The 21,834-nt window shown below is 40.3% G+C and carries 25 protein-coding genes; 11 read left to right on the top strand and 14 right to left on the bottom strand.

The genetic code is table 11. From position 1 onward, the window contains the following. Positions 1-2: 2 nt before the first annotated feature. The 13 genes from nuoH to secG form a co-directional block, all read right to left on the bottom strand. Positions 3-992, bottom strand: a complete 990-nt coding sequence (gene nuoH, locus IC572_RS04810; protein WP_001277305.1) for an NADH-quinone oxidoreductase subunit NuoH — start codon at positions 990-992, stop codon at positions 3-5. Continuing rightward, positions 989-3,553, bottom strand: a complete 2,565-nt coding sequence (locus IC572_RS04805; RefSeq protein WP_187855248.1) for an NADH-quinone oxidoreductase subunit G — start codon at positions 3,551-3,553, stop codon at positions 989-991. Before IC572_RS04805 ends, nuoH begins: the two co-directional genes overlap by 4 nt. Beyond that, positions 3,550-4,536 carry a hypothetical protein gene (locus IC572_RS04800; RefSeq protein WP_187855289.1) on the bottom strand — a complete coding sequence of 329 codons (987 nt, stop codon included), beginning with the start codon at positions 4,534-4,536 and terminating at the stop codon, positions 3,550-3,552. The genes IC572_RS04805 and IC572_RS04800 overlap by 4 nt, the downstream gene beginning before the upstream one ends. Positions 4,537-4,538: 2 nt before the next feature. Beyond that, positions 4,539-4,769, bottom strand: a complete 231-nt coding sequence (locus IC572_RS04795; RefSeq protein ID WP_000819164.1) for an NADH-ubiquinone oxidoreductase subunit E family protein — start codon at positions 4,767-4,769, stop codon at positions 4,539-4,541. Beyond that, entirely contained in the window at positions 4,766-5,995 is a 1,230-nt protein-coding gene (gene nuoD, locus IC572_RS04790; RefSeq protein ID WP_000068229.1) for an NADH dehydrogenase (quinone) subunit D, read from the bottom strand. The genes IC572_RS04795 and nuoD overlap by 4 nt, the downstream gene beginning before the upstream one ends. A gap of 1 nt (position 5,996) precedes the next feature. Beyond that, entirely contained in the window at positions 5,997-6,794 is a 798-nt protein-coding gene (locus IC572_RS04785) for an NADH-quinone oxidoreductase subunit C (protein WP_187855247.1), read from the bottom strand. Continuing rightward, positions 6,794-7,273, bottom strand: coding sequence for a NuoB/complex I 20 kDa subunit family protein (locus tag IC572_RS04780; RefSeq protein ID WP_001183508.1), 480 nt, complete (start codon positions 7,271-7,273; stop codon positions 6,794-6,796). Before IC572_RS04780 ends, IC572_RS04785 begins: the two co-directional genes overlap by 1 nt. Beyond that, positions 7,273-7,674, bottom strand: coding sequence for an NAD(P)H-quinone oxidoreductase subunit 3 (locus IC572_RS04775; RefSeq protein ID WP_120881473.1), 402 nt, complete (start codon positions 7,672-7,674; stop codon positions 7,273-7,275). The genes IC572_RS04780 and IC572_RS04775 overlap by 1 nt, the downstream gene beginning before the upstream one ends. A 107-nt stretch (positions 7,675-7,781) precedes the next feature. Then, on the bottom strand, positions 7,782-8,471 hold the full coding sequence (locus IC572_RS04770; RefSeq protein ID WP_120901701.1) for an SIR2 family NAD-dependent protein deacylase: 690 nt from the start codon (positions 8,469-8,471) through the stop codon (positions 7,782-7,784). Next, positions 8,468-8,932 (bottom strand): RDD family protein, encoded by a 465-nt coding sequence (locus IC572_RS04765; RefSeq protein ID WP_187855246.1) that lies wholly within the window; start codon positions 8,930-8,932, stop codon positions 8,468-8,470. Before IC572_RS04765 ends, IC572_RS04770 begins: the two co-directional genes overlap by 4 nt. Then, positions 8,922-9,527: an orotate phosphoribosyltransferase gene (gene pyrE, locus IC572_RS04760; protein ID WP_187855245.1), complete on the bottom strand. Its 606-nt coding sequence runs from the start codon at positions 9,525-9,527 to the stop codon at positions 8,922-8,924. The genes IC572_RS04765 and pyrE overlap by 11 nt, the downstream gene beginning before the upstream one ends. A gap of 3 nt (positions 9,528-9,530) precedes the next feature. After that, on the bottom strand, positions 9,531-10,088 hold the full coding sequence (frr, locus tag IC572_RS04755) for a ribosome recycling factor (protein WP_187855244.1): 558 nt from the start codon (positions 10,086-10,088) through the stop codon (positions 9,531-9,533). 5 nt (positions 10,089-10,093) lie between these two features. Further along, positions 10,094-10,678 carry a preprotein translocase subunit SecG gene (gene secG, locus IC572_RS04750; protein ID WP_187855243.1) on the bottom strand — a complete coding sequence of 195 codons (585 nt, stop codon included), beginning with the start codon at positions 10,676-10,678 and terminating at the stop codon, positions 10,094-10,096. Between the two features lie 123 nt (positions 10,679-10,801). On the opposite strand from secG, the gene IC572_RS04745 reads away from it, so the two are divergent. From IC572_RS04745 to holA, 8 genes are all read left to right on the top strand, one after another. Then, complete coding sequence (locus tag IC572_RS04745; RefSeq protein WP_187855242.1) at positions 10,802-11,524, top strand: methyltransferase; 723 nt, start codon at positions 10,802-10,804, stop codon at positions 11,522-11,524. Between the two features lie 70 nt (positions 11,525-11,594). Further along, positions 11,595-12,575, top strand: coding sequence for a tryptophan--tRNA ligase (trpS, locus tag IC572_RS04740; RefSeq protein ID WP_187855241.1), 981 nt, complete (start codon positions 11,595-11,597; stop codon positions 12,573-12,575). Further along, positions 12,576-14,357, top strand: coding sequence for an extracellular solute-binding protein (locus IC572_RS04735; RefSeq protein ID WP_187855240.1), 1,782 nt, complete (start codon positions 12,576-12,578; stop codon positions 14,355-14,357). Next, positions 14,354-15,400 (top strand): microcin C ABC transporter permease YejB, encoded by a 1,047-nt coding sequence (locus IC572_RS04730; protein ID WP_127938181.1) that lies wholly within the window; start codon positions 14,354-14,356, stop codon positions 15,398-15,400. Before IC572_RS04735 ends, IC572_RS04730 begins: the two co-directional genes overlap by 4 nt. 8 nt (positions 15,401-15,408) lie before the next feature. Continuing rightward, a complete protein-coding gene (locus tag IC572_RS04725; RefSeq protein WP_187855239.1) occupies positions 15,409-15,996 on the top strand; it encodes an SH3 domain-containing protein in 588 nt (195 codons plus the stop codon). Between the two features lie 7 nt (positions 15,997-16,003). After that, positions 16,004-16,795: a shikimate dehydrogenase gene (locus tag IC572_RS04720; RefSeq protein ID WP_187855238.1), complete on the top strand. Its 792-nt coding sequence runs from the start codon at positions 16,004-16,006 to the stop codon at positions 16,793-16,795. After that, complete coding sequence (locus IC572_RS04715; RefSeq protein ID WP_187855237.1) at positions 16,795-18,729, top strand: RNB domain-containing ribonuclease; 1,935 nt, start codon at positions 16,795-16,797, stop codon at positions 18,727-18,729. Before IC572_RS04720 ends, IC572_RS04715 begins: the two co-directional genes overlap by 1 nt. Next, positions 18,719-19,741: a DNA polymerase III subunit delta gene (gene holA / locus IC572_RS04710; RefSeq protein ID WP_187855236.1), complete on the top strand. Its 1,023-nt coding sequence runs from the start codon at positions 18,719-18,721 to the stop codon at positions 19,739-19,741. Before IC572_RS04715 ends, holA begins: the two co-directional genes overlap by 11 nt. Here holA and IC572_RS07930 read toward each other — a convergent pair. Continuing rightward, positions 19,720-19,902 (bottom strand): hypothetical protein, encoded by a 183-nt coding sequence (locus tag IC572_RS07930; RefSeq protein WP_001120514.1) that lies wholly within the window; start codon positions 19,900-19,902, stop codon positions 19,720-19,722. The two genes, holA and IC572_RS07930, sit on opposite strands and share 22 nt — an antisense overlap. Between IC572_RS07930 and rpsF the strand changes: the two genes are divergently transcribed. From rpsF to rpsR, 3 genes are read left to right on the top strand one after another with little or no spacing between them, the layout of a single operon-like run. Next, entirely contained in the window at positions 19,894-20,322 is a 429-nt protein-coding gene (gene rpsF, locus IC572_RS04705; RefSeq protein WP_001216748.1) for a 30S ribosomal protein S6, read from the top strand. The genes IC572_RS07930 and rpsF overlap by 9 nt on opposite strands. A gap of 9 nt (positions 20,323-20,331) precedes the next feature. Next, positions 20,332-20,877 carry a single-stranded DNA-binding protein gene (locus IC572_RS04700; protein WP_077652170.1) on the top strand — a complete coding sequence of 182 codons (546 nt, stop codon included), beginning with the start codon at positions 20,332-20,334 and terminating at the stop codon, positions 20,875-20,877. Between the two features lie 22 nt (positions 20,878-20,899). Further along, positions 20,900-21,157, top strand: a complete 258-nt coding sequence (rpsR, locus tag IC572_RS04695; protein ID WP_000440196.1) for a 30S ribosomal protein S18 — start codon at positions 20,900-20,902, stop codon at positions 21,155-21,157. Positions 21,158-21,834: the final 677 nt, after the last annotated feature.

Below are 21,834 nucleotides of genomic sequence, written 5' to 3'. Positions count from 1 at the left end.
CTTTAAATTAAAATGATAATGCCTGTTAGCACGATGTTCAATAACGCTAAAGGCAGCATGATTTTCCAGCACATGTTCATCAACTGATCGGGCCTTACATGCGGATAAGTCGCTCTAACCCACATGGATAAAAAGACAAAAAAGCCCGCTTTAATCAAAATCGCTATGCCTCCAGGGATAAAGCCCCATGCGTTAAACCCACCAAAAAACACAATAGAAATCACAAAAGAAAAAGCGAATAAATGCGCGTATTCCGCTAAAAAGAACATGCCCCATTTCAAGCCACTGTATTCAGTGCAATACCCTGCCACGATCTCGGCTTCATGCTCTAACAAGTCAAAGGGGGTTCGATTCAATTCGGCATAACTTGCGATCAAAAACAAAATAAACGCTAGAGGCTGCTTAAACACAAGCCAGTCTAAAAACCCACCGCTTTGGTAATGATTGATTTCCACTAAAGAGAGCGATCCTACCACCATTAAGGGGGCTAGAATGGTTAAAGTGCTGACCACTTCAAAGCTGAGCAGTTGGATCGTCGCTCTCGCGGAGCCAATCAAAGAGTATTTGTTATTAGAGGCAAGCCCGGCTAAAATAGGCGCATAAATCCCTGCTGAACCCACGGCTAAGAAAAACAAAAAGCCAATGTTGATGTCAGAAATAAGGGGCTTGATCTCATAGCCAAACAGAGTGAAATTAGGGAAAAAGGGGATGGGTGCCATGGACACAAACGCGCTCACCATCGCAATAATGGGCGCTAGCGTGAAAATGAACTTATTCGCGCCTTGAGGGATAATGTCTTCTTTAGTGAAAAGCTTAATGCCGTCTGCTGCGACTTGCAAAAGCCCAAAAGGCCCCACATAACAAGGCCCTAAACGGCGTTGGAAATAGGCTAACACTTTCCTTTCAATATAAGTGGCAAAGCCTCCTAAAGCCGAAAAAACAGCGACTAAAATCAAAATTTTAATCAAGGTTTCAATGATATAAGCGCTCATGCTTGCTCCTTTAAATCCACGCTATCAAACACACCCTCTCTAAAAAAGCCAGAATGGTTTGTCAAAAGAGAAGGCGAAATGACAAACACCTCTTGATCCAAGCTCTCATCAAGATACAAAACGCCTGTTAATTCCTCTTCTTCTTTAAATAAAGTGATGCTTTGCCCCACTTCTTTATTCAATTTTTTTAAGAAAGCTTTAGACACATAGACACCGGCTCTTAATTGCAAATTCTCGCTTTTATTAGTAGCGTTATTGAATTGCGTTTCTGGGTATTTTAAATACGCGTTGAAAACGATTTTTTCTTTTAAGGGTTTGATAGGATCGCATTCTGTGGTTTCGCATTCTTTAGCGCTCTTTTCAAAATGGCTTGTTCCTAATAAATAGCCTCTGTGATTGACTCTGTCGTTAGTGAAATAGTTGGTTAGATAATCAAATTCTATGGCTTTAAAGCCCGCTTCTGTAGGGAGTTTGTGGGTGCATTCTATGAGATTTTCTTCCACAAAGCCAAAGCCTTGCATGATATCGCTCAAGTCATAGCCCTCAAACCTCAAAGCCGGTTTTAAGGGCAACACACGCCCTTCAACATTAGTGATCGTGCCTTCTAGCTGGTTGAGACTGGGTAAGATAAAATCCACTTTACTCACAGCGTCTTTCCCAAAAACCCTATCGTCGCTATTGATAGTGAAATCCCCTTGAGCGCGAATGCCTACGATTTTTTCATGTTCAAAAATTTCTTCGCTCAATTGACAAATAGAAGCGATGCCTAAAGCGTTCGCACTCGGGGGGATAAGAATGAGTTTAATAGCGCTTTTTTGGGCTAACAAACGCAACATTTTAGCGATGTTATGGGCTTGTTTATGGCTATAAATTTCTTCGCCAACCACCAGCAGGGTGTTATTTGATTTTTGCAAAAGAGCGAGAATTTTTTCATAAGTTTCTAAATTGATGCCCGCTTCTTCAAGCAACAAGTAAGTGGTTTTGGTAGGGACTTCAATTTTTTCTTCTTTAACCTCTGTCTTGTTTTCTTCTTGTTCTTCTTCTTTTGAGGTAGCCGCTTCTGTTTTATTTTCTTCTTTGTTTTCTTTTGAAGCAACTGCCTCTTCTTTATTTTCTTCTTTGTTTTCTCCAATACTGCACCCTTGCTCGGCTTGTTCTAAAGCCTTTTTTCGCTCTTCTTCTAAGGCTTTAAGAGCCGCTTCATCTACAATGCTTTGCTTGGAATCTTCTAAGCTTTTTAAAGCCGCGCTTTCAATGTTAAGCATTTTTAAAAGCATGCCTAAAAGGATTTCTTCAGCCCCCACTTCATGGGTGATGCAAAAAGAGCTTCGGCACAAATTCGCTAAAGCGTTATCTTTGATAGGGTGCATAGCGATCAAAGAAGCTTTATTGAGTTTGAGGGCGTTATTGATGGCATAGCGCACCAAAGGGTTTTCCGTTTTGATAGAAGATCCTATCGTAACGACCAAATTGGAAGTTTTAATCTCTTCAATGCTGGGGCGTTTAACTTCGCCCAATACTTTTAAGAATTGCTGGAAACGATACGCTTCTTGATTGTAGATTTTAAAATCAAGCTCTTTTCTTAAACGCTCTATTAAAAACGCCTCTTCATTCGTAATATCCCCACCTATTCGCACCGCTTCGCATTCTTTGAGGGCGTTTTGCGCTTCTTTAAGATTAGCACTGCCTTTAGGGCTAGAGCTCACATCAAAAGCGAAACGGCCTGCCCCACAAATAGGGTTATGGTAAAAATCATTAAGCACCCTAAAAATCTTAGATTCTTCGCCTAGAGTATCAAAATGGCGCACATCATAAGAAATCAAACACCCGGCTGAACAATGCGAACAAGTAGAATGGATCTTTTTGAGTTCCCATGCGTTAGCCGTGTAAGCGAAATCTTTATAGCTCAAAGCGCCCACAGGGCATACCGCAATGCATTCCCCGCAATCATAACAAGGCACACTGCCCACAAAAGAAATAATGCCTTTTTGCTTACGACTCCACACGCTAAAAGCGTCTTTGGACATGCTGTCTTTAAATTTATCCGGAGCATGCAAATCGGCTTTAGTGGCTTTGAGGTTGTTTTCGCCCACATTGTCCTTGCAAGTGGTTACGCACCTTTCGCACATGATGCACAAATTAGGATCATACAAGGCTTTTGCCCATGAATCTAGCGCTTTAAAATCATCAGCCACTGCATAAGGTTGGTGCTCCACGCCGGTTAAATGCGTCATGTCCTGCAATTCGCACTCCCCGCTCTTATCGCACACGCCACATTCTAGGGGGTGGTTGACATCATAAGTTTGCATGATGCTTTTTCTTTCATCCATGAGCGTGGGGGTGTTAGTGAGAATGGTGGCATTGTTTTTGGCTTTCGTGTTGCAACTATAAACCCGTTTGCCATCCATTTCAACCATGCACATTTTGCATGCGACTGTGGGCGAGCAACCGCTTAAATAACAAATAGTAGGGATGTAGATCCCAGCGCTCCTAGCGGCCTCTAAAACGCTTTGTCCCTCTTGGCATTCAATTATTTTGCCATTGATATTCATTGTGATCATGAAATTCCTTGAGAGTGGGATAAAATAGGGATATAAGGGTAAGCGTCAAAAAACGCCCCTTCTAAAATCGCAATCAAGCCCTTTAAATGGGGGCTTTCTTCTAACTCGCATTCTAGCGTTTGATTGGAGATTTGAAACTTTGCTTTAGAATGCTTAATCTTGTTAGCGATCTTAAATTGTTTGGAAAAAGATAATTTGGGGGTTTCAAGGCTCTTGTAAGAAACATAGACAAACGAGCCGTTAGCCTCACCCATTCGCTCTAAAAGTTCTAAATCTTTTGATTGGAGTTGCGATTTAAAAGGCAAAATACCCTCTTTAAAGGCTGTTTCTAGCAATAATTCTTGATCTTTAAAATCATAAAAAGCGGTCGTTGCGCTTGAATCATTGCAAGGGATGTGTAAAATTTCTAGGTAGTTTTGCAACCCGCTTAAAAGGGTGTATAAAAAGGCGTTATTAGCATGCTTAGTGATTTCTCTATTTAAAACAAGCACCCTTTTTTTTGCTTTAACAATAAGCGCGATAAGTTCTTGTAATTCTTCTTCACTCATGTTCGCTTCAGAGCTTAAATACCCCACATCTATATTTTCCAAAACATGCCCTTTTAATCGGGAAGTTTGTTCCAAAATACCCCTTAAAATCAAGGCCAAAATCGCCGCTTCCGTGTGGATTTCATAAGACGCAAAAAGGCAATTTTCTTGCAAGTCTCTTGTATCTTGTAAGGGTCTTAACAAGGCGTAGGGGCGTTTTGATTGGTTGATGCTTCCTAAAATCAATCGTTCATTTTCATTCAAACAAGCGTTTGAAAACCCCCCAAACAAAACGCACAAATCGCTTTTTTCTAAAAGGTTTAAGCTATCTTCGCTCAATTTGTAATTGATCTTAAACCCTTTTTGAAGAGATAATTTTTCTAAATAATAGGCTTCTTTCAAGCTAATTGAAGAGCTTGCGCTTAAGGGAGAATTTAAGGGGTTAAAGCCGCTCAAAATCAAGCCTTCTTTCTCACGACAATCGTCCAATCCGCTTGATTGAAACGCAAAGAATTGAGAAGCTCATGCCCTTTAGATTGGATAAATTCAGCGCTCTTAGGGATGTTAGAAAAATCCCCCACTTCAAACATGAAAATAGCGACTTCATTAGGTTGCATTTCTTTTTCAATCAATTCTTCTAAGCGTTCAAAAATATCTGCTTTCAAGGGGCGTAAATCAAAGCGTTTCATCTATCCACCTCGCCAAACACCGCATTGGTTGAGCCAATCACAGTTACCGCATCCGCTAAATATTGCCCCACTAAAATATCGCTCAAAGCCCCAATGTGATAAAAGCTAGGGGCTCTGATTTTTAATCTGTGAGGGTATGGCTCGCCCTCTGAATGGATAAAAAACCCTAATTCCCCTTTAGGGCTTTCTGTGGGGGCATACACTTCCCCAACGGGCGGGCGCATGCCTTGAGCCACTAAAACAAAATGCTGCATCAAGGCGTAGTTTTGCGTCATTATATCTTCTTTTGGGGCGGAAATGTAATGCGGGTTTTGGGCCATGATAGGCGTATCGGTTTTAGCATACATGGGAATGAGTTGCTCAATGATGCGAATGCTTTCATCAATTTCTAGCATATACAAACAATACCGATCATAGCTATCGCCATAATTGCCCACCGGCACATCAAAATCAAGCTCTTTATAAAGCTCATAAGGTTCTTCTTTCCTAATATCATAAGCGATCCCAGTCCCTCTTAACATGATACCGCTCATGCCCCAACTTTGTGCCATTTTTGGCGTTACAACGCCCACATTTTCCAAACGCATCCGCCAAATGCGATTCTTATCCAATAGGCCTTGAATGAGTTTTTTGCATTCCCTCATTTCGCCTAAAAACTTTTTCAAGCCCTCTAACCAATTAGGGGGTAAATCTAAAGGCACGCCCCCAATCCTTATAGCGTTATGCGTGAGCCTGGCCCCGCAATAATCCTCCATCAAATCCAACCCGTATTCCCTCGTTTTAAACGCATACAAGAACACGCTCATCGCCCCCACATCTAAAGCATGCACGCTGATAAAAAAGATGTGTGAAATCATGCGGTTAAGCTCTAGTAAAATCGTGCGGATCACTTGCGCTCGGCGCGGGATTTCTAAATTGAGCAAGGTCTCTACCGCATAAGCGTAAGCGTAATTATTGCTGGTAGAAGAAGTGTAATCCAACCTGTCGGTAGTGGGCATGTATTCGTTATAGGTCATGTTTTCGCCTAACTTTTCACAGCCTCTATGCAAGTAGCCAATTTCAGGGGTAGCCTTAATGATTTTTTCGCCCTCCAATTCCAAAATCAAGCGCAATTGCCCATGGCTACTGGGGTGTTGAGGGCCAAAGTTTAAAATCATTTGGTTATCGTCATGTTCAAAAATGATGTTTTCAAACTGGGGGTTGAGTTTCGTGAAATTTTGAGCCATTTTATAGCCTCTTTTTTAAGATAGTGGGGGCGATTTTGTGCAAATCTTTGACAAAAGGGATTTTCTTAAACGCATGCTTTTCTTCTACTTCTTTTAATTCTTCGCCCTTGCCCTGCTCATAGCCAATTTTGGCGAAATTGAAAGTGTCTTTTTCATCCACTCTCGCGCTGTCTCTCTGCTCTTTACCCACCACTTCTCGGTATTCTTTGCCAAAAATTTTATCCACTTCATACCATTGGGCGAATTCATCGCCTTTGAGCGGGTAAGAGCGCAACAAGGGGTGGCCTACCCAATCATGCGGCATGATAAGGCGCTTCAAATAAGGGTGTTTGTCAAACACAATACCAAGCAAATCATACGCTTCCCTTTCGCTCCAATTAGCCGATCGGTATAAAAAACTCAAAGAATCCACGCTCTCATTAGGCAACAAAACGCATTTCACGCGTACCCTACGGCGGTTTTTGCAACTATCGCTAAAACCCACGAATTGATAAAACAATTCAAAATACCCTTTTTTAGCGCACAAATCTATCGCGCTCATTTCGCTCAGACACTCATAACCCAAATGCCTTAAAATCGTAGCGACAGAAAAAATATCGTCTTTTTTGATCCAAAACACAGCCGTGTTCGTTTCTATGTATTTGTCTAAAATCTCATGCTTGTAAGAAAGGTGGTTGTAAATGATCTCATAAGCGCTGCCCTCTAAATATTTTTTAGGGGTGGGTTCTATGATTTTATAGGGGTCATGCTGGCGCGATTGTTTTTGCACATCTTCATAGGGGGATTGTTTTCTTACCATCACACTAACCTTTTGGGAGCGTCTTGTTTGATCGCTTTAGAGCGTCTGATTTTATCTTGCAAAACCATAAGAGCGTATTGTAAAGTTTCTGGGCGTGGCGCGCAACCGGGCAAGTAAATATCCACAGGAACGATCCTGTCCGCTCCTTGAACGGTCGCATAAGTGTTGAACATCCCGCCCGTGTTAGCGCAACTCCCCATAGAAATCACCCATTTAGGCTCAGGCATTTGATCATAGAGTCTGCGCATGAATTCGGCATGCTTTTTAGTGAGCGTGCCAGCGATGATCATCACATCCGATTGCCTAGGACTCGCTCTAAAAATCGTGCCGAATCTGTCAAAATCAAACCTTGAACCCCCTGTTGCCATCATCTCAATCGCGCAACACGCCAAACCATAAGTTAAGGGCCAGAGCGAATTAGAACGCCCCCAATTCAATAATTTATCCAAAGTGCTTAGAACAACCGGTGCTTGTTGCATTATTTCACCTCTAATTTTTGCCAGCTCAAAGCGTTTCGCTTTAAAGCGTAAATAAAACCAATGGCTAAAAAGAAGACAAAGCCTAGCATTTCAATAAGCCCAAACAAACCTAATTTTTTAAAATCAATCGCCCAAGGGAACATGAAAACGATTTCTACATCAAATAAAATAAAAAGCATGGCCATGATATAGAAATGGTGCGACACTCTATTAGGCTGTTTGAGAGCCACAGGCCCGCATTCATAGGGAGCGAGCTTGAGCTTTTCGCCCTTTTTTTGAGCCATTTTACGGCTTAAAAACCTTTGGATCCTTAAGGTTAAGTTAAACACCCAAAAGGTGAATACCAACAAAACAAAAACGCCAAAATAGGGGTGATTCAATGCTTCTGTGGCTTGTTGCATTAGGCTCTCAGACTCCTTTAATTATTACTTTCAGCAAATGATGAAGCCAATTAAACCATGTTTTTGCTAATCGTTAGCTGAAAAAATAAAAATTATTTTAACATCTCTTAAGAGGCCATTTCTATGAGTTTGGGCATTAAATCTTGCATGGCATGCACTGCGCTTTCATTAATGCATTGGATATTCTGGGGCAAACGGGCGTTTTTAGCCTTAGGGTCAATGTAATAAATGAGGGCGTCTTTATGCGCATGCGTGTAGAGGCTAGCGGCCGGATAGACTTGCAAAGAAGTGCCAATGATGATTAAAAGATGCGCTTGTTTGACTAAAGAAATCGCTTCTTTAAGCAAAGGCACCGCTTCGCCAAACCACACAATATCAGGGCGTAATTGCGATTTGTCTTTAGCCAAGTCGCCTAAATTCAAGTCCTTTTCCCACCTATAAATTAAATTAGGATCTTTTTCGCTGCGAACGCTCAATAATTCCCCATGCAAGTGCAAAATGCGAGAAGAACCCGCCCTTTCATGCAAATCATCTACATTTTGGGTGATGATATTGACTTGATAGTGTTTTTCCAATTCCGCTAAAGCCTTATGGGCTTTGTTAGGATAAACTTCAAAAAGCTGTCGGCGCCTTTGGTTGTAAAAATCCAACACCTTTTGCGGGTTCTTTTTCCAGCCATAAGGCGAAGCGACTTCCATGATGTCATGCCCTTCCCACAAGCCATCAGCGTCTCTAAAGGTTTTAATCCCGCTTTCTGCTGAAATGCCAGCCCCGCTTAAAATCACTAAATTTTTCATGTTTCCTCCTTGATGATCTCAATACGAGTGCCGCTGAGTTTGTCATGCAAAAAAAACTTAAAAATAAAAGGTGCAACAAACCCTATGAGTAACCCCATGCTCAACACCCACAAAACAAAGCGCCACAACGCTAAAAAAAAGCCCACTTTTTCGCCATTATTTTTGACCAATTTAAACTGAGCGTAACGCATGCCAGGGCTCTGGGATTTAAAAGCGATAAAAAAGCTGTGCGTTAGGGCGTAAAAAAGCAGGCATAAAAAAATCGCACTCTGGTTTTCCCTAAAATCCTTCGCGCTCCCTAAAATCGCATAAGTCATTATGTAAAGCATGGGGGTGTAAATCATAAAAATATCGGTGATGAAAGCCTTTAAGCGTAAAGAGAGATACAGCCCTTTTAAAGGGCTTTCTAAAGCGCGTTTTTTTTCTAAGATTTTATTTCTTTTGGTTTTTTTAGTTGCCACGACTTCCCGGTTTGATAGCAACGCTACTAGCGCATAAAGGGCAAGAGCTAGGCTTGTGCATGTCAAAAACAAAATCTTCTAAAGCAAATAAGGGCAAATGGCTGGGCAAACATGCACCCTCTTGGGCTTTCAAGTGAGAATGGGTGCGTTTGCAAATACCCCGATTAGCTAGAGCGCCAAAAGCCACGATTTGAGCGCCCTTTTCTTCTAAAACTTTAGCGCATTCCATGGCGGATTTTCCCGTAGTGATAATGTCCTCACACACTAAAATTTTTTCGTTTTTTTTGACTTCAAAGCCACGCCTTAACGCCATGGTATTATCCACCCTTTCAGTGAAGATGAAACGCACGCCCAAAGCCCTTGCAAGCTCATACCCAGCCAAGATCCCCCCAATAGCAGGCGAGCACACGCATTCAATATTCAAATGGGCTTCTTGGATCTGTTTGGCTAATTCTAGCGCTAATTGTTCGGCTAGTTTGGGATCTTCTAAAACTTTAGCGGATTGCAAATAATAATTAGAATGAAACCCGCTACTGAGCAAGAAATGCCCCTCTAATAGCGCTTTAGCGTTTTGATAACATGCCTTAATATCCATGGTTTAGACCTTTAAAATCGCGTCTTCTTTGTTTTTCACGCTTTCATCAATTTTTTTAATGGCTTCATCGGTGGTTTTTTGGATCTGCTCTTGGGCTTTCTTGCTTTCATCTTCGCTGATTTCTTTGTCTTTTTCTAATTTTTTTATCTTGTTGTTAGCGTCTTGGCGGATATTCCTCACAGCCACTTTAGCCTTTTCGCCCATCGCTTTGGCGTCTTTTGCGATGAGTTTCCTTTGCTCACTTGTCATGGGTGGGAAAAAAAGCTTGATCGTTTCGCCGTCGTTATTAGGATTGACGCCGATATTGGCTTCTTGAATGGATCGTTCAATTTCTTTGAGCAGGTTTTTTTCCCATGGGTTGATTTGAAGGGTGGTCGCATCCAAGCTCATCACGGAGCCGACTTGGTTTAAGGCGGTGGGCGTGCCGTAATAATCCACTTTGATGTGATCTAAAATATTGACTGAAACTTTCGCACTCCTTAGAGTGGAAAAATCTCTGTTTAAAGCTTGAACGCTTTTTTGCATCAAATCTTTGGTTTCGTTATAAATGGCTTGTAACATTATTTTTAATCCTTTTTTTGGTTTGTGTGGGCGTTGGTTTGCGCATGCGTTTTAGGCTTTTGGTGGGTGGTTGGGGGCGTTTTGGCGTTCTCTTTGGTTTTTTCAACACCCTTTATACCATTCTCTTTGGCGTCATTTTTTTCATTTTTTTCATTCTGTTTGGGGTTTTCAACAGAAGACGCTTTGGCTGGCTCTTTAGGGAGTTCGTTAGGCGTTTGTGTAGGCATTAAAGGGTTAGCGGGGGCTTGCTCTAAAGGGTTGAGCGTTGGGTTTAATGTGGGATTGAGCGTAGGGTTAAGCGTGCCGGTGGCGGGGACTAAGGGTGAAAGCTTAGTTTTAGTTTCATCTAAAACGCTTTTGCCGTATTCTTTGTTGTAAAAATAGCCCAAAGCGATGGTGTTGATGACAAATAACAGCCCTAAAAACATGGTCAATTTCGCCATAAAGCTTGCGGGCCCTTTAGCGCCAAATAAAGACTCGTTGCTCCCGCTATAAGCCCCTAAGCCGATGCTAGAACTTTTTTGCAACAAAACCACCACCACAATCAATACCGCTAAAACAATTTGTAAGCCTAACAGAGCACTCGTCATAAACACCGATCCCTTAAATCCCTAAAATTTAGAAAAAATTACGCTTGATCTTATCTAAAATTTGCTAAGAATACACTAAAATTTAGTTTTAATTTCAAGCGTGGCGTATTAAAGGCGGTGGTGTTGGACTCTTTTTATTCATTCAATCAGCATGCATTCAATAAGCATGCCAAAACTTATCACCTCTTTGCCCATATCCAGCAACAAATCGCTATTCATCTTGTCCAATTTTTAAAACAAAAACATTACGCTAAAGTTTTGGATCTCGGATCAGGGAGTGGGGCTGTTTTTAACGCTTTAGAGCGGCAAAATATTGTGATTGAAAATTTTATCGCTTTGGATAATTCCATGAACATGCTCAAATTACACCCTACGCATTCTCTTAACATTCAAAAAATCTCTTTAGAGCATGCGGATTTTGAAGAACATGTTTTTTGCACTTATGATCTGGTTGTGTCCTCTTCATCTTTGCAATGGGCAAGGGATTTAAAAAGCGTTTTAGAAAAAATCGCTCTTTTTAGTCAAGAGGTGGCTTTAGCTATCCATACGGATTTTAGTTTGCATGAAGTGCATGAGTTTTTAGGCACGCTTTCGCCTTTAAGGGATCTCAAAACGCTCAAATCTTTGATTAAAAACGCTTTTAAACATTTTCAAATAGAATTAGAAAACAAGCGCTTCGCTCTTTATTTCAACCGCAAACAAGATTGCTTGAATTACCTTAAAAAATGCGGTCTTTTGGGGGGTTCAACGCTGAGTTTCAAGCAAAAAAAACATTTTTTCCAAAACATGGCGTTTGAAAAATTGAGCTATGAAGTGTTACTCTTTTCTGGGATCAAGCGTTCTTAAAAACCAAGATAAATTAAAATATTAAAATTAGGTGGTTACAATAACACTAACTAAACCAACGAGAAACAACATGCAAAAAAAACGAGTCTTTTCAGGCATCCAACCTACCGGGCAAATCCACTTGGGCAACTATCTAGGAGCGATCAAGCATTGGGTAGAATTGCAAGATGAGTATGAAAACCTTTTTTGTATCGTCAATTCGCATGCGATCACCCTCCCCATAGAGCCTATATTTTTAAAATCCCAAACCTATGAGTTGGTTAAATTGCTTTTAGCTTGCGGGATTGATCCTAGTCAATCGGGGTTATTCATTCAAAGTGAAGTGGATGAGCACCCGGCCTTAGCATGGCTACTAGATTGCCAGGTGTCTATGGGGGAAATGCAACGAATGACGCAATTCAAAGACAAGTCTTTAAAAAACCCTAAAAGCGTGAACGTGGGGCTTTTCAATTACCCTATTTTAATGGCGTCAGATATTTTATTATACCAAAGCGATTTAGTGCCAGTGGGCGAAGATCAAAAACAGCATTTAGAGCTCACGCGAAACGTTGCAGAAAAATTTAACAGGGATTTTGGAGACTGCTTTAAAGTGCCAGAGCCTTTGATCGCTAAAGTGGGGGCAAGGGTTATGGGGCTAGATGATCCAAAAGTGAAAATGAGTAAATCGCATCAAGGGGCTAACCATGCGATTTTTCTTTTAGATGAGCCGGACATTATTGTGAAAAAAATCAAAAAAGCGGCCACGGATTCTATGGGCGTTATTGCATTTGATGAAAAAAGAGAGGGCATTTTTAACCTTTTGAATATCTACATGCTTTTAAGCGATGAAAGCCCAGAAAAGATAGAGGAGCGTTTCAAAAATAAGGGCTATGGGGATTTTAAAAAGGAATTAGCTGAAGTAATGATCCAGGCTTTAAAACCCATCCAAGAAAGATACAGAGAAATCAGCGATGATGAAGTGAAAGCCGTTTTAAATTGCGGCGCTAAAAAAGCCAGGCCTTTAGCGAGAGCGACTTACCAAAAGGCTAAAGAATTGATGGGGTTGGTTTAGATGAAAATTTTAGGTTTATGGTTAGGGGCGTTTTGTTTCCTTAAGGCTACGCCTTATTTATACTTGGGCGAAGAGCCTAAATATAAAGACAATTTCACACATTTTGAATACGCTAACCCTAACGCCAGAAAAGGCGGTGTCTTAAGAAATGACGCCATAGGGACTTTTGATAGCCTTAACCCTTTTGCGCTCAAAGGCACTAAAGCCGAAGGTTTGGATCTCATTTATGACACTTTAATGGTGCAAAGTTTAGACGAACCTTTTGCCGAATACCCTTTGATCGCTAAAGACGCAGAAGTGGCTAAAGACAATAGCTATGTGATTTTTACGATAGATAAAAGAGCGAGATTTAGCAATAACGCTCCCATTTTAGCGAGCGATGTGAAGTTTAGTTTTGATACGATCATGAAATTAGGATCGCCTATTTATAGGCAGTATTACCAAGATGTTAAAAAGGCGGTTATCTTAGACAAACACCATGTTAAATTCATTTTCAAAACCACTGAAAATAAAGAGTTGCCTCTCATTTTAGGGCAGTTGCAAATCTTTTCCAAAAAAGCGTTTCAAAAGGATTATTTTGAAAAAAACCCCTTACTCATTCCTGTTTCTAGCGGCCCTTATGTGATCGCTTCTTTTGATGTGGGCAAGAAAATCACCTACCAAAGAAACCCTAACTATTGGGCGAGGAATTTGCCCAGCAGAAAGGGGCAATTCAATTTTGATGAGATCAAATTTGAGTATTACAAAGATGAAACCGTTGCCTTACAGGCTTTTTTAAGCGGGGCGTATGATTGGCGCCTTGAAAGCACGGCTAAAATTTGGGCTAGGGGCTATGTGGGGAAAGCTATGGATAATAAAAAAATCACTAAATACCTCATAGCCCACAAAATGCCAAGCGGCATGCAAGGGTTTTTCTTCAACACGCGCCGGGAAATTTTTAAGGATAAAAGGGTGCGTGAAGCCTTATTTTATGCGTTTGATTTTGAATGGGCGAATAAAAATTTGTTTTTTTCGCAATACAAGCGCACCACCAGTTTTTTCAGTAACTCTATTTATGCGTCCCCTCCTCTCCCAAGCCCTGAAGAAAAAGCCCTGCTAGCCCCTTATGAAAAGAGTTTAGATGAAAGGGTTTTTAAAGAGCCTTATATCGTGCCTAGAACCGATGGGGTTGATGTTTTAGGCTATAATTTGAGGGAAAATTTAAAATACGCCCAAAAGCTTTTAGAGAGCGCGGGCTTTTCCTACAAAAACATGCGTTTGGTGGATAAAAATAACAAGCCTTTCAGTTTCACTTTGCTTTTAAACAGCCCAGCCTTTGAAAGATTGGCCCTAGCTTTTGCTAAAAATTTAAGGGTGTTAGGGATTGAAATGAAAATCCAAAGAGTGGATTTAAGCCAGTATGTCAATCGGATCAAAAGCTATGATTTTGACATGATTGTAGGAGTGATTGGCCAATCGTCTTTCCCAGGTAATGAGCAGCGCTTTTATTTTGGCTCTTTGAGCGCGAAAGAAAAAGGCACAAGGAATTATGCGGGAATCTCTAGTAAAGCGGTAGATGGTTTGATTGAAAAAATCATTAACGCTAAAGATTACAAGGAACAATTGGCCGCCATTCAAGCGATGGATAGAGTGCTGTTGTGGGGGTTTTATGTGATACCGCATTTTTATTTGCCTAATTACAGGATCGCAGCGTATAATTACGTCGGCATGCCTGAAATCAGCCCTAGCTATGGATTTTCGCCGTATTTATGGTGGATAAAAAAAGAAAGGGGTCCTAAATGATTGCTTACATCCTCAAACGCTTGCTTTTGATTATCCCTACTTTATTAGCTATCATGACTATTAATTTCTTTCTGATCCAATCAGCCCCGGGAGGCCCCATAGAGCAGATGATGGCTAAAATCAATAACACGCAATCCAAAGAAACCCAAGGTCTTGTTAAAGAGCGTTCGTATAGGGCGTCTCAAGGGTTGGAGAGCGATTTGTTAGAAAATTTAAAAAAGCTCTATGGTTTTGATAAGCCTATAGGGGAGCGCTATTTTCTCATGCTCAAAAAATATCTGCAATTTGATTTTGGGGAGAGCTTTTATCGCCAGATTAAAGTGATAGATTTGATTAAGGAAAAATTGCCGGTATCCATTTCGTTAGGGCTTTTTAGCACGCTTTTGATCTATCTTATTTCTATCCCTTTAGGGATTTTTAAAGCCAAACGCAATAACGAGCCTTTAGACGTGTTAAGCAGCGTGGTGATCATTGTCGCTAACGCTATCCCGGCCTTTTTGTTTGCGGTGGTGTTGATCGTGTTTTTTGCTGGAGGGAATTATTGGCATTGGTTCCCTTTAAAGGGGCTAGTGAGCGATAATTTTGAAAGTTTGAGCGCATTAGGCAAAATCAAGGATTATTTATGGCATATCACCTTACCCGTTCTTTGCATTTCTTTGGGGGGTTTTGCAAGCCTCACGCTTTTGGTGAAAAACTCTTTTTTAGATGAAATGGGCAAGCTTTATGTGGTGAGCGCTAAGGCTAAGGGCTGTTCAGTGGGGCGTATTTTTTATGCGCATGTGTTCCGCAATGCGATTTTATTAGTGGTGGCGGGTTTCCCGCAGGCTTTTTTGGGCATGTTTTTTAGCTCAAGTTTGTTGATAGAGATTGTTTTCAGTTTAGACGGGTTAGGGCTTTTAGGGTATGAAAGCATTGTGAGTAGGGATTATCCTGTTGTGTTTGGTTCGCTTTATATTTTCACGCTTTTAGGTTTGGTGGCGAGTTTGATAAGCGATTTGCTCTGCGTGGTGATTGACCCTAGGATTGATTTTGAAAAGCGTTGAGGGTAGGAATGAAAACTGAGATGAAATCTTCTTTAAAACTTTTTATGCGGCCTTTTTTGGTGGTTTTGGCGTTCATGTTGTTGTATGCTTTAACGCATGCTGCGCTTGGTTTTTATGCGAAAAAAGACAGCGCTCCAATAAGCCCAAATGCAGAAAAAACCGAGACAGAGCGTCAAAACAGCGCGCTTTCGCCTAAAGAAGAAGCCAACGCAACCACAACCGCCACAGAACAAAGCCCCACCAAAGACACAGCGCCACCTTTAGACACAGCCGCGCAAAAACAAGAAACTAAACAAGAGATTAAACAAGAGCAAGAAAAAGAAAACGAGTCTAAACAAGACAGCGTCTCGCCCATTCAAAACAACCAAAAAACCCCTACAACCCCCTTAATAGGAAAAAAACCTTTAGAGTATAAAGTCGCAGTCAGTGGCGTGAATGTGCGCGCTTTTCCTAGCACAAAAGGTAAAATCTTGGGATTGCTTGCAAAAAATAAAAGCGTGAAGGTTTTAGAAATCCAAAACGATTGGGCTGAAATTGAATTTTCTAACCAAACAAAGGGTTATGTGTTTTTAAAACTTTTAAAAAAGGCTGAATGAAAGAATAATGAAATTAAAATCTTTTGGGGTTTTTGGAAACCCCATTAAACATTCCAAATCGCCCCTAATCCATAACGCTTGTTTTTTAACTTTTCAAAAAGAATTAGGGTTTTTGGGGCATTACCACCCTATATTACTCCCTTTAGAAAGCCACATCAAAAACGAGTTCTTGCATTTGGGATTGAGTGGGGCTAATGTAACTTTACCCTTTAAAGAAAGGGCGTTTCAGGTTTGCGATAAAATCAAAGGTATCGCGCTTGAATGCGGAGCGGTCAATACGCTTGTTTTAGAAAATGATGAGCTTGTGGGTTACAATACTGACGCCTTGGGTTTTTGGCTCTCTTTGGGAGATGAGAGTTACCAGAGCGCTTTGATTTTAGGATCTGGGGGGAGCGCTAAGGCTTTAGCGTGCGAATTGAAAAAACAAGACTTAAAGGTGGGCGTGTTGAACCGCTCTGCTAGGGGATTGGATTTTTTCCAACGCTTGGGCTGTGATTGTTTCATGGAGCCTCCTAAAAGCGCTTTTGATTTGATCATTAACGCCACTTCAGCGAGTTTGCATCACGAATTGCCTTTGAATAAAGAGGTTTTGAAAGGGTATTTTAAAGAGGGCAAGCTCGCTTATGATTTGGCGTATGGGTTTTTAACGCCCTTTTTGTCTCTGGCTAAAGAGTTAGAAATCCCTTTTCAAGACGGGAAAGACATGCTCATCTATCAAGCCTCTTTAAGTTTTGAAAAGTTCAGCGCTTCTCAAATCCCTTATTCAAAAGCGTTTGAAGTCATGCGAAGTGTTTTTTGATGCAAGGGTTTTTAAGAAGCCTGTTTTTTGGGGTTAAAAAGATCCCTAAAAGATTCGCTCCTCTAATAGAAAAGGGCGTTTTAAAAGAAGCGCTTCAATCAAACAAGGATCGCTATTTTTTAAAAGAAGGCTTTGATATAGGCAAGATTGAATGGGCAGAAAATAAGGCGTTTTTCATTTCTTTAGCGAAAAATTACCCTAAAGACCCTTTAATCAAAAACTTACCCCCATCTTTTAAAACAGACGCTTTGATTTTATGCAAAATAGAATGTTCTAAAAAACGCCCCATAGCCTTTTTTAAAGCCACTCTTTTTGATGCGCAAGACACGATGATAGCTTACTTGGCTAAAGAAAATAACCAGATTGTGGCTATCCCTTTTAAAGAGCCTTTTAAAAAACCTATTTCTTTAAAGCACAGCCAAAAATCCTTACTAGAATTGCCCAGGCATTGCGTGATAAAGATCGATCTTAAAAAGCGTGAAATCAGCGAAATTTTAGGGGCTTTAGAAGACCCTTTAATAGATGAAAACCTTTCTTTAAGCCTTTTTGACAGGATTAAGGATTTTTCAAAAGATTGCTTGAATTTAGCCCAACATTACGCACAACTTAAAGCGAGCGATTTTAAAGACAGGATCAATTATTCTCATATCCCTTTTATCACCATTGATCCCAAAGACGCTAAAGACTTTGACGATGCGATTTTTTATGATCAAGAAAAAAGGGTTTTGTTTGTGGCGGTTGCTGATGTGAGCGAATTTGTGCCGAAACATTCCAGTTTGGATAAAGAAGCTAGGGTTAGGGGCTTTAGCGTGTATTTCCCTAACAGCGTCTATCCCATGCTGCCTTTGAGTTTGTCTCAAGGGGCATGCTCATTAAAAGCGTTTGAAAAACGCCTGGCTTTAGTGTATGAAATCCCTTTAGACGATTTGAAAAACGCCCGATTATCTCAAGGCGTCATTGAAGTTAGGGCTAATTGCGTTTATGAAGAAATCAATCATTTTTTAAGCGCTCAACAAAGCTCTTTAGATAAAGATTTGCAACAAAGCCTTTTGGGGTTTTTAGAAATGGCTTTAAAATTAAAAAAGGAGCGTTTAAAAAAGGGGTTTAATTTCAATTCCTTTGAAAACAAGCTGTATTTGAATAAAGAAGGTCGTATAGAAAAAATTGAAACAGAAAAAGAAAGCGATGCACACACCCTTGTAGAAGAAGCCATGCTCTTAGCCAATCAGTCTAGCGCGAAGTTATTAGATGAGCATTTTCAAAATAGGGGGATATACCGCACCCACAAAGAGCCAAGTTTGGAGCAGCAAAAACGCCTCTATGCCAAGCTTTTTGATTATGAGATTGTGCACCCTAAAAACATGGGCTTTTTTCCTTTTTTAGAGCATGCTTTAAAAATAGCCAAAGAAAAGAGTATAGAAAGAGAAGTTTCGCGCTTGATCATTAAGTCTCAAAATTTAGCCCTTTATAGCCCCATGCAAGAAAGCCATTTTGGTTTGGGGTTTGCTAGTTATACGCATTTCACTTCGCCCATTAGACGATACAGCGATCTAGCCTTACACAGGCTTTTAAAAGAATTATTATTCCATCAAGCTAAAGGCTGCTCGTATTTGTTAGAAGAAACGCCTGAATTATGCGCTGAATTGAACGCTTTACAAAAAAAGGCCGCTTTGATTGAAAGGGATTTTGTCAAACGCAAATTCGCCCGCTTGGCTTTAGAGTGTTTAGAAAAAGAGTTTTTGGGCGTGGTTTTAGAGGTTAAAGATTGGGTGGTGGTGGGGTTAAAAGAATTTATAGGGCTTAAAGTTTTAATCAAAACGAACAAGGTTTTTAAACCCTTAGAAAAGGTGCGCGTTACAATCACGCATGCGGATTTGATTTTAGGGCAAGTTAGAGGCGAAATCACAGAAAGGATTAAAGAGCATGTATCGTAAAGATTTGGACCATTATTTAAAACAGCATCTCCCTAAAGCGGTGTTTTTGTATGGGGAGTTTGATTTTTTCATCCATTATTATATTCAAACGATTAGCGCGCTTTTTAAGCTCAATAATCCTGACACAGAAATCTCGCTTTTTTATGCGAGCGATTATGAAAAAAGCCAGATTGCGACCCTTTTAGAGCAGGATTCTTTATTTGGAGGGAGCAGTTTAGTCATTTTAAAACTGGATTTTGCGCTGCATAAGAAATTTAAAGAAAACGATATCAATCTTTTTTTAAAAGCTTTAGAGCGGCCTAGCCATAACAGGCTTATCATAGGGCTTTATAATGCTAAAAGCGACACCACCAAATACAAATACACTAGCGAAATTATCGTTAAACTTTTCCAAAAAAGCCCCTTGAAAGATGAAGTTATTTGCGCACGCTTTTTTACCCCTAAAACTTGGGAGAGTTTGAAATTCTTACAAGAAAGGGCTAGTGTTTTACATTTAGACATCAGCAGCCATCTTTTAAACGCTCTTTTTGAAACCAATAACGAAGATTTAGGCATTTCGTTTAACGATTTAGACAAGCTAGCGGTTTTAAACGCGCCCATCACTTTAGAAGACATTCAAGAATTAAGCTCCAATGCGGGGGATATGGATTTGCAAAAGCTCATTTTAGGGCTTTTTTTGAAAAAAAGCGTGCTTGATATTTATGATTATTTGTTAAAAGAGGGCAAAAAGGATGCGGATATTTTAAGGGGGTTAGAGCGGTATTTTTACCAGCTTTTTTTATTTTTCGCCCACATTAAAACGACCGGTTTAATGGACGCTAAAGAGGTTTTAGGCTACGCTCCTCCTAAAGAGATTACCGAAAATTACGCTAAAAACGCCTTGCGTTTGAAAGAAGCCGGCTATAAGAGGGTTTTTGAAATTTTTAGGTTATGGCACATTCAAAGCATGCAAGGGCAAAAGGAATTGGGCTTTTTGTATTTGACCTCCATTCAAAAAATCATTAACCCTTGAAAAATGCCTAAGGCGTTTTTCGTTTTGAGCTTTAATATTCCAATAAAACTAAATTTAATCCAAAAACAAGCGAAAGCAAGGTATAATTGAAAGTTTTTTAGACCTTGCTCTTTTTTAGTAAAAAAAGGGCTATACAACCACAAGGAGAATGGATGAGGCATTATGAAACGATGTTTATTCTCAAACCTACTTTAGTAGAAGAAGAGATTAAATCCAAAATTGAATTTTATAGAGAAGTGATCACTAAGCATCACGGCGTGATTGAAACGAGCCTGGATATGGGCATGCGTAATTTGGCTTATGAAATCAAAAAGCACAAAAGAGGCTATTATTATGTGGCGTATTTCAAAGCGGAGCCGTCCATGATTTTAGAGCTTGAACGATTGTATCGCATCAATGAAGACGTGTTGCGTTTCATTGTGATCAAATACGAAAGCAAAAAAGAAGTGGAAGCGTGGCATGCGTTAGTGGATAGGGCTAATAAAAAGCCATCACACGCTAAAGAAAAACACGAAAAAACCGAACACACGCATTCTCACCACACAGAGGAAGCAGAAAGCGTAGGATCTCATAGCGAATAAGGGCTTATCATGTTTAATAAAGTGATTATGGTAGGGCGTTTGACTAGGAATGTGGAGTTGAAATATTTGCCTAGCGGTTCGGCTGCGGCTACAATAGGTTTAGCCACAAGCAGGCGTTTTAAGAAACAAGACGGCACGCTAGGCGAAGAGGTGTGCTTTATAGATGCGCGTTTGTTCGGGCGAACGGCTGAAATCGCTAACCAGTATTTGAGCAAGGGTTCAAGCGTTTTGATAGAAGGGCGTTTGACTTATGAGAGCTGGATGGATCAAACAGGCAAAAAAAATTCCCGCCACACTATCACAGCGGACTCGTTGCAATTTATGGATAAAAAGTCAGACAATCCCCAAGCAAACGCCATGCAAGATAGCATGACGCATGAGGGTTTCAACAACGCTTATCCCGCTAATCATAACGCTCCCAGCCAAGATCCTTTCAGCCAAGCCCCAAGTTATGCGCAAAACGCTTACGCTAAAGAGAATTTACAAGCACAGCCGTCCAAGTATCAAAACAGCGTGCCTGAAATCAATATTGATGAAGAAGAAATCCCCTTTTAAGGGTTAAAATTAAGGAGACATTATGGAAAGAAAACGCTATTCAAAACGCTATTGCAAATACACTGAAGCTAAAATCAGCTTTATTGACTATAAAGATTTAGACATGCTCAAGCACACGCTATCAGAGCGCTATAAAATCATGCCAAGGAGGTTGACAGGCAACAGCAAAAAGTGGCAAGAGAGAGTGGAAGTGGCGATCAAAAGAGCCCGCCACATGGCTTTAATCCCCTACATTGTGGATAGGAAAAAAGTCGTGGATAGCCCTTTTAAACAGCACTAAATGTTTGATTAGGGCTAATAGGGGGCATGCCCTTATTTAATCTTATTTAATCTTATTTAATCTTATTTAATCTTATTTAATCTTATTTAATCCTATTTAATTTTGGCTCTTTTTTCGTTGCGTTGGTAACAAAAACGATAAAAAGCCCCCTTAAAAACCACCCAAGCAGAAATCCCAAATATCTCTAGTGTTTGGGTGCTTCATGACAAAATGAAAAAGCTTGATTTTAGCGGTGGTTTCTTAAGCGTTATTAGAAATCTAGTGGGAGTGCTATTCCAAAATACCCCCTTAAGAGTCTTGCAGCCAAATCCAAAACGATCCCACCAAGCAACTAAACCCCCATCTTTATCGCTATCTTTGATTAAAACAAATTTTAAAACCTTTTTAATTATTGAGAATGGTTCCAAAACACCCCAAAAACCCTTTTTTTTTTTTTTGAAACAACAAAACGCCAAATTAGCGCAAAAATCTTATCAATCCATGCTACATTAACGAAATCTTGTGATAAGATCTTATTCTTTTAAAAGACTTACCTAACCATTTTAATTTCAAGGAGAAAAAACATGAAAAAACACATCCTTTCATTAACTTTAGGCTCGCTTTTAGTTTCCACTTTGAGCGCTGAAGACGACGGCTTTTACACAAGCGTAGGCTATCAAATCGGTGAAGCCGCTCAA

The sequence above is a fragment of the Helicobacter pylori genome (assembly GCF_014496485.1).
GTDB classification, from domain to species: Bacteria; Campylobacterota; Campylobacteria; order Campylobacterales; family Helicobacteraceae; genus Helicobacter; species Helicobacter pylori_DD.
Note: the sequence above shows the minus strand (reverse complement) of the source record. Positions and strands in the feature narration are given on the sequence as shown.

Bases quoted from the DNA above. Each gene is read 5' to 3' on its own strand.
- IC572_RS04780 (WP_001183508.1), bottom strand. From the start codon at position 7,273: ATGCAACAAGCACCGGTTGTTCTAAGCACTTTGGATAAATTATTGAAT.
- IC572_RS04785 (WP_187855247.1), bottom strand. From the start codon at position 6,794: ATGGTAAGAAAACAATCCCCCTATGAAGATGTGCAAAAACAATCGCGC.
- frr (WP_187855244.1), bottom strand. From the start codon at position 10,088: ATGTTACAAGCCATTTATAACGAAACCAAAGATTTGATGCAAAAAAGC.
- IC572_RS04715 (WP_187855237.1), top strand. From the start codon at position 16,795: ATGCAAGGGTTTTTAAGAAGCCTGTTTTTTGGGGTTAAAAAGATCCCT.
- IC572_RS04805 (WP_187855248.1), bottom strand. From the start codon at position 3,553: ATGATCACAATGAATATCAATGGCAAAATAATTGAATGCCAAGAGGGA.
- nuoH (WP_001277305.1), bottom strand. From the start codon at position 992: ATGAGCGCTTATATCATTGAAACCTTGATTAAAATTTTGATTTTAGTC.
- secG (WP_187855243.1), bottom strand. From the start codon at position 10,678: ATGACGAGTGCTCTGTTAGGCTTACAAATTGTTTTAGCGGTATTGATT.
- IC572_RS04720 (WP_187855238.1), top strand. From the start codon at position 16,004: ATGAAATTAAAATCTTTTGGGGTTTTTGGAAACCCCATTAAACATTCC.
- IC572_RS04735 (WP_187855240.1), top strand. From the start codon at position 12,576: ATGAAAATTTTAGGTTTATGGTTAGGGGCGTTTTGTTTCCTTAAGGCT.
- IC572_RS04770 (WP_120901701.1), bottom strand. From the start codon at position 8,471: ATGAAAAATTTAGTGATTTTAAGCGGGGCTGGCATTTCAGCAGAAAGC.
- trpS (WP_187855241.1), top strand. From the start codon at position 11,595: ATGCAAAAAAAACGAGTCTTTTCAGGCATCCAACCTACCGGGCAAATC.
- IC572_RS04795 (WP_000819164.1), bottom strand. From the start codon at position 4,769: ATGAAACGCTTTGATTTACGCCCCTTGAAAGCAGATATTTTTGAACGC.
- IC572_RS07930 (WP_001120514.1), bottom strand. From the start codon at position 19,902: ATGCCTCATCCATTCTCCTTGTGGTTGTATAGCCCTTTTTTTACTAAA.
- IC572_RS04730 (WP_127938181.1), top strand. From the start codon at position 14,354: ATGATTGCTTACATCCTCAAACGCTTGCTTTTGATTATCCCTACTTTA.
- IC572_RS04700 (WP_077652170.1), top strand. From the start codon at position 20,332: ATGTTTAATAAAGTGATTATGGTAGGGCGTTTGACTAGGAATGTGGAG.
- pyrE (WP_187855245.1), bottom strand. From the start codon at position 9,527: ATGGATATTAAGGCATGTTATCAAAACGCTAAAGCGCTATTAGAGGGG.
- nuoD (WP_000068229.1), bottom strand. From the start codon at position 5,995: ATGGCTCAAAATTTCACGAAACTCAACCCCCAGTTTGAAAACATCATT.
- IC572_RS04725 (WP_187855239.1), top strand. From the start codon at position 15,409: ATGAAAACTGAGATGAAATCTTCTTTAAAACTTTTTATGCGGCCTTTT.
- rpsR (WP_000440196.1), top strand. From the start codon at position 20,900: ATGGAAAGAAAACGCTATTCAAAACGCTATTGCAAATACACTGAAGCT.
- IC572_RS04775 (WP_120881473.1), bottom strand. From the start codon at position 7,674: ATGCAACAAGCCACAGAAGCATTGAATCACCCCTATTTTGGCGTTTTT.
- holA (WP_187855236.1), top strand. From the start codon at position 18,719: ATGTATCGTAAAGATTTGGACCATTATTTAAAACAGCATCTCCCTAAA.
- rpsF (WP_001216748.1), top strand. From the start codon at position 19,894: ATGAGGCATTATGAAACGATGTTTATTCTCAAACCTACTTTAGTAGAA.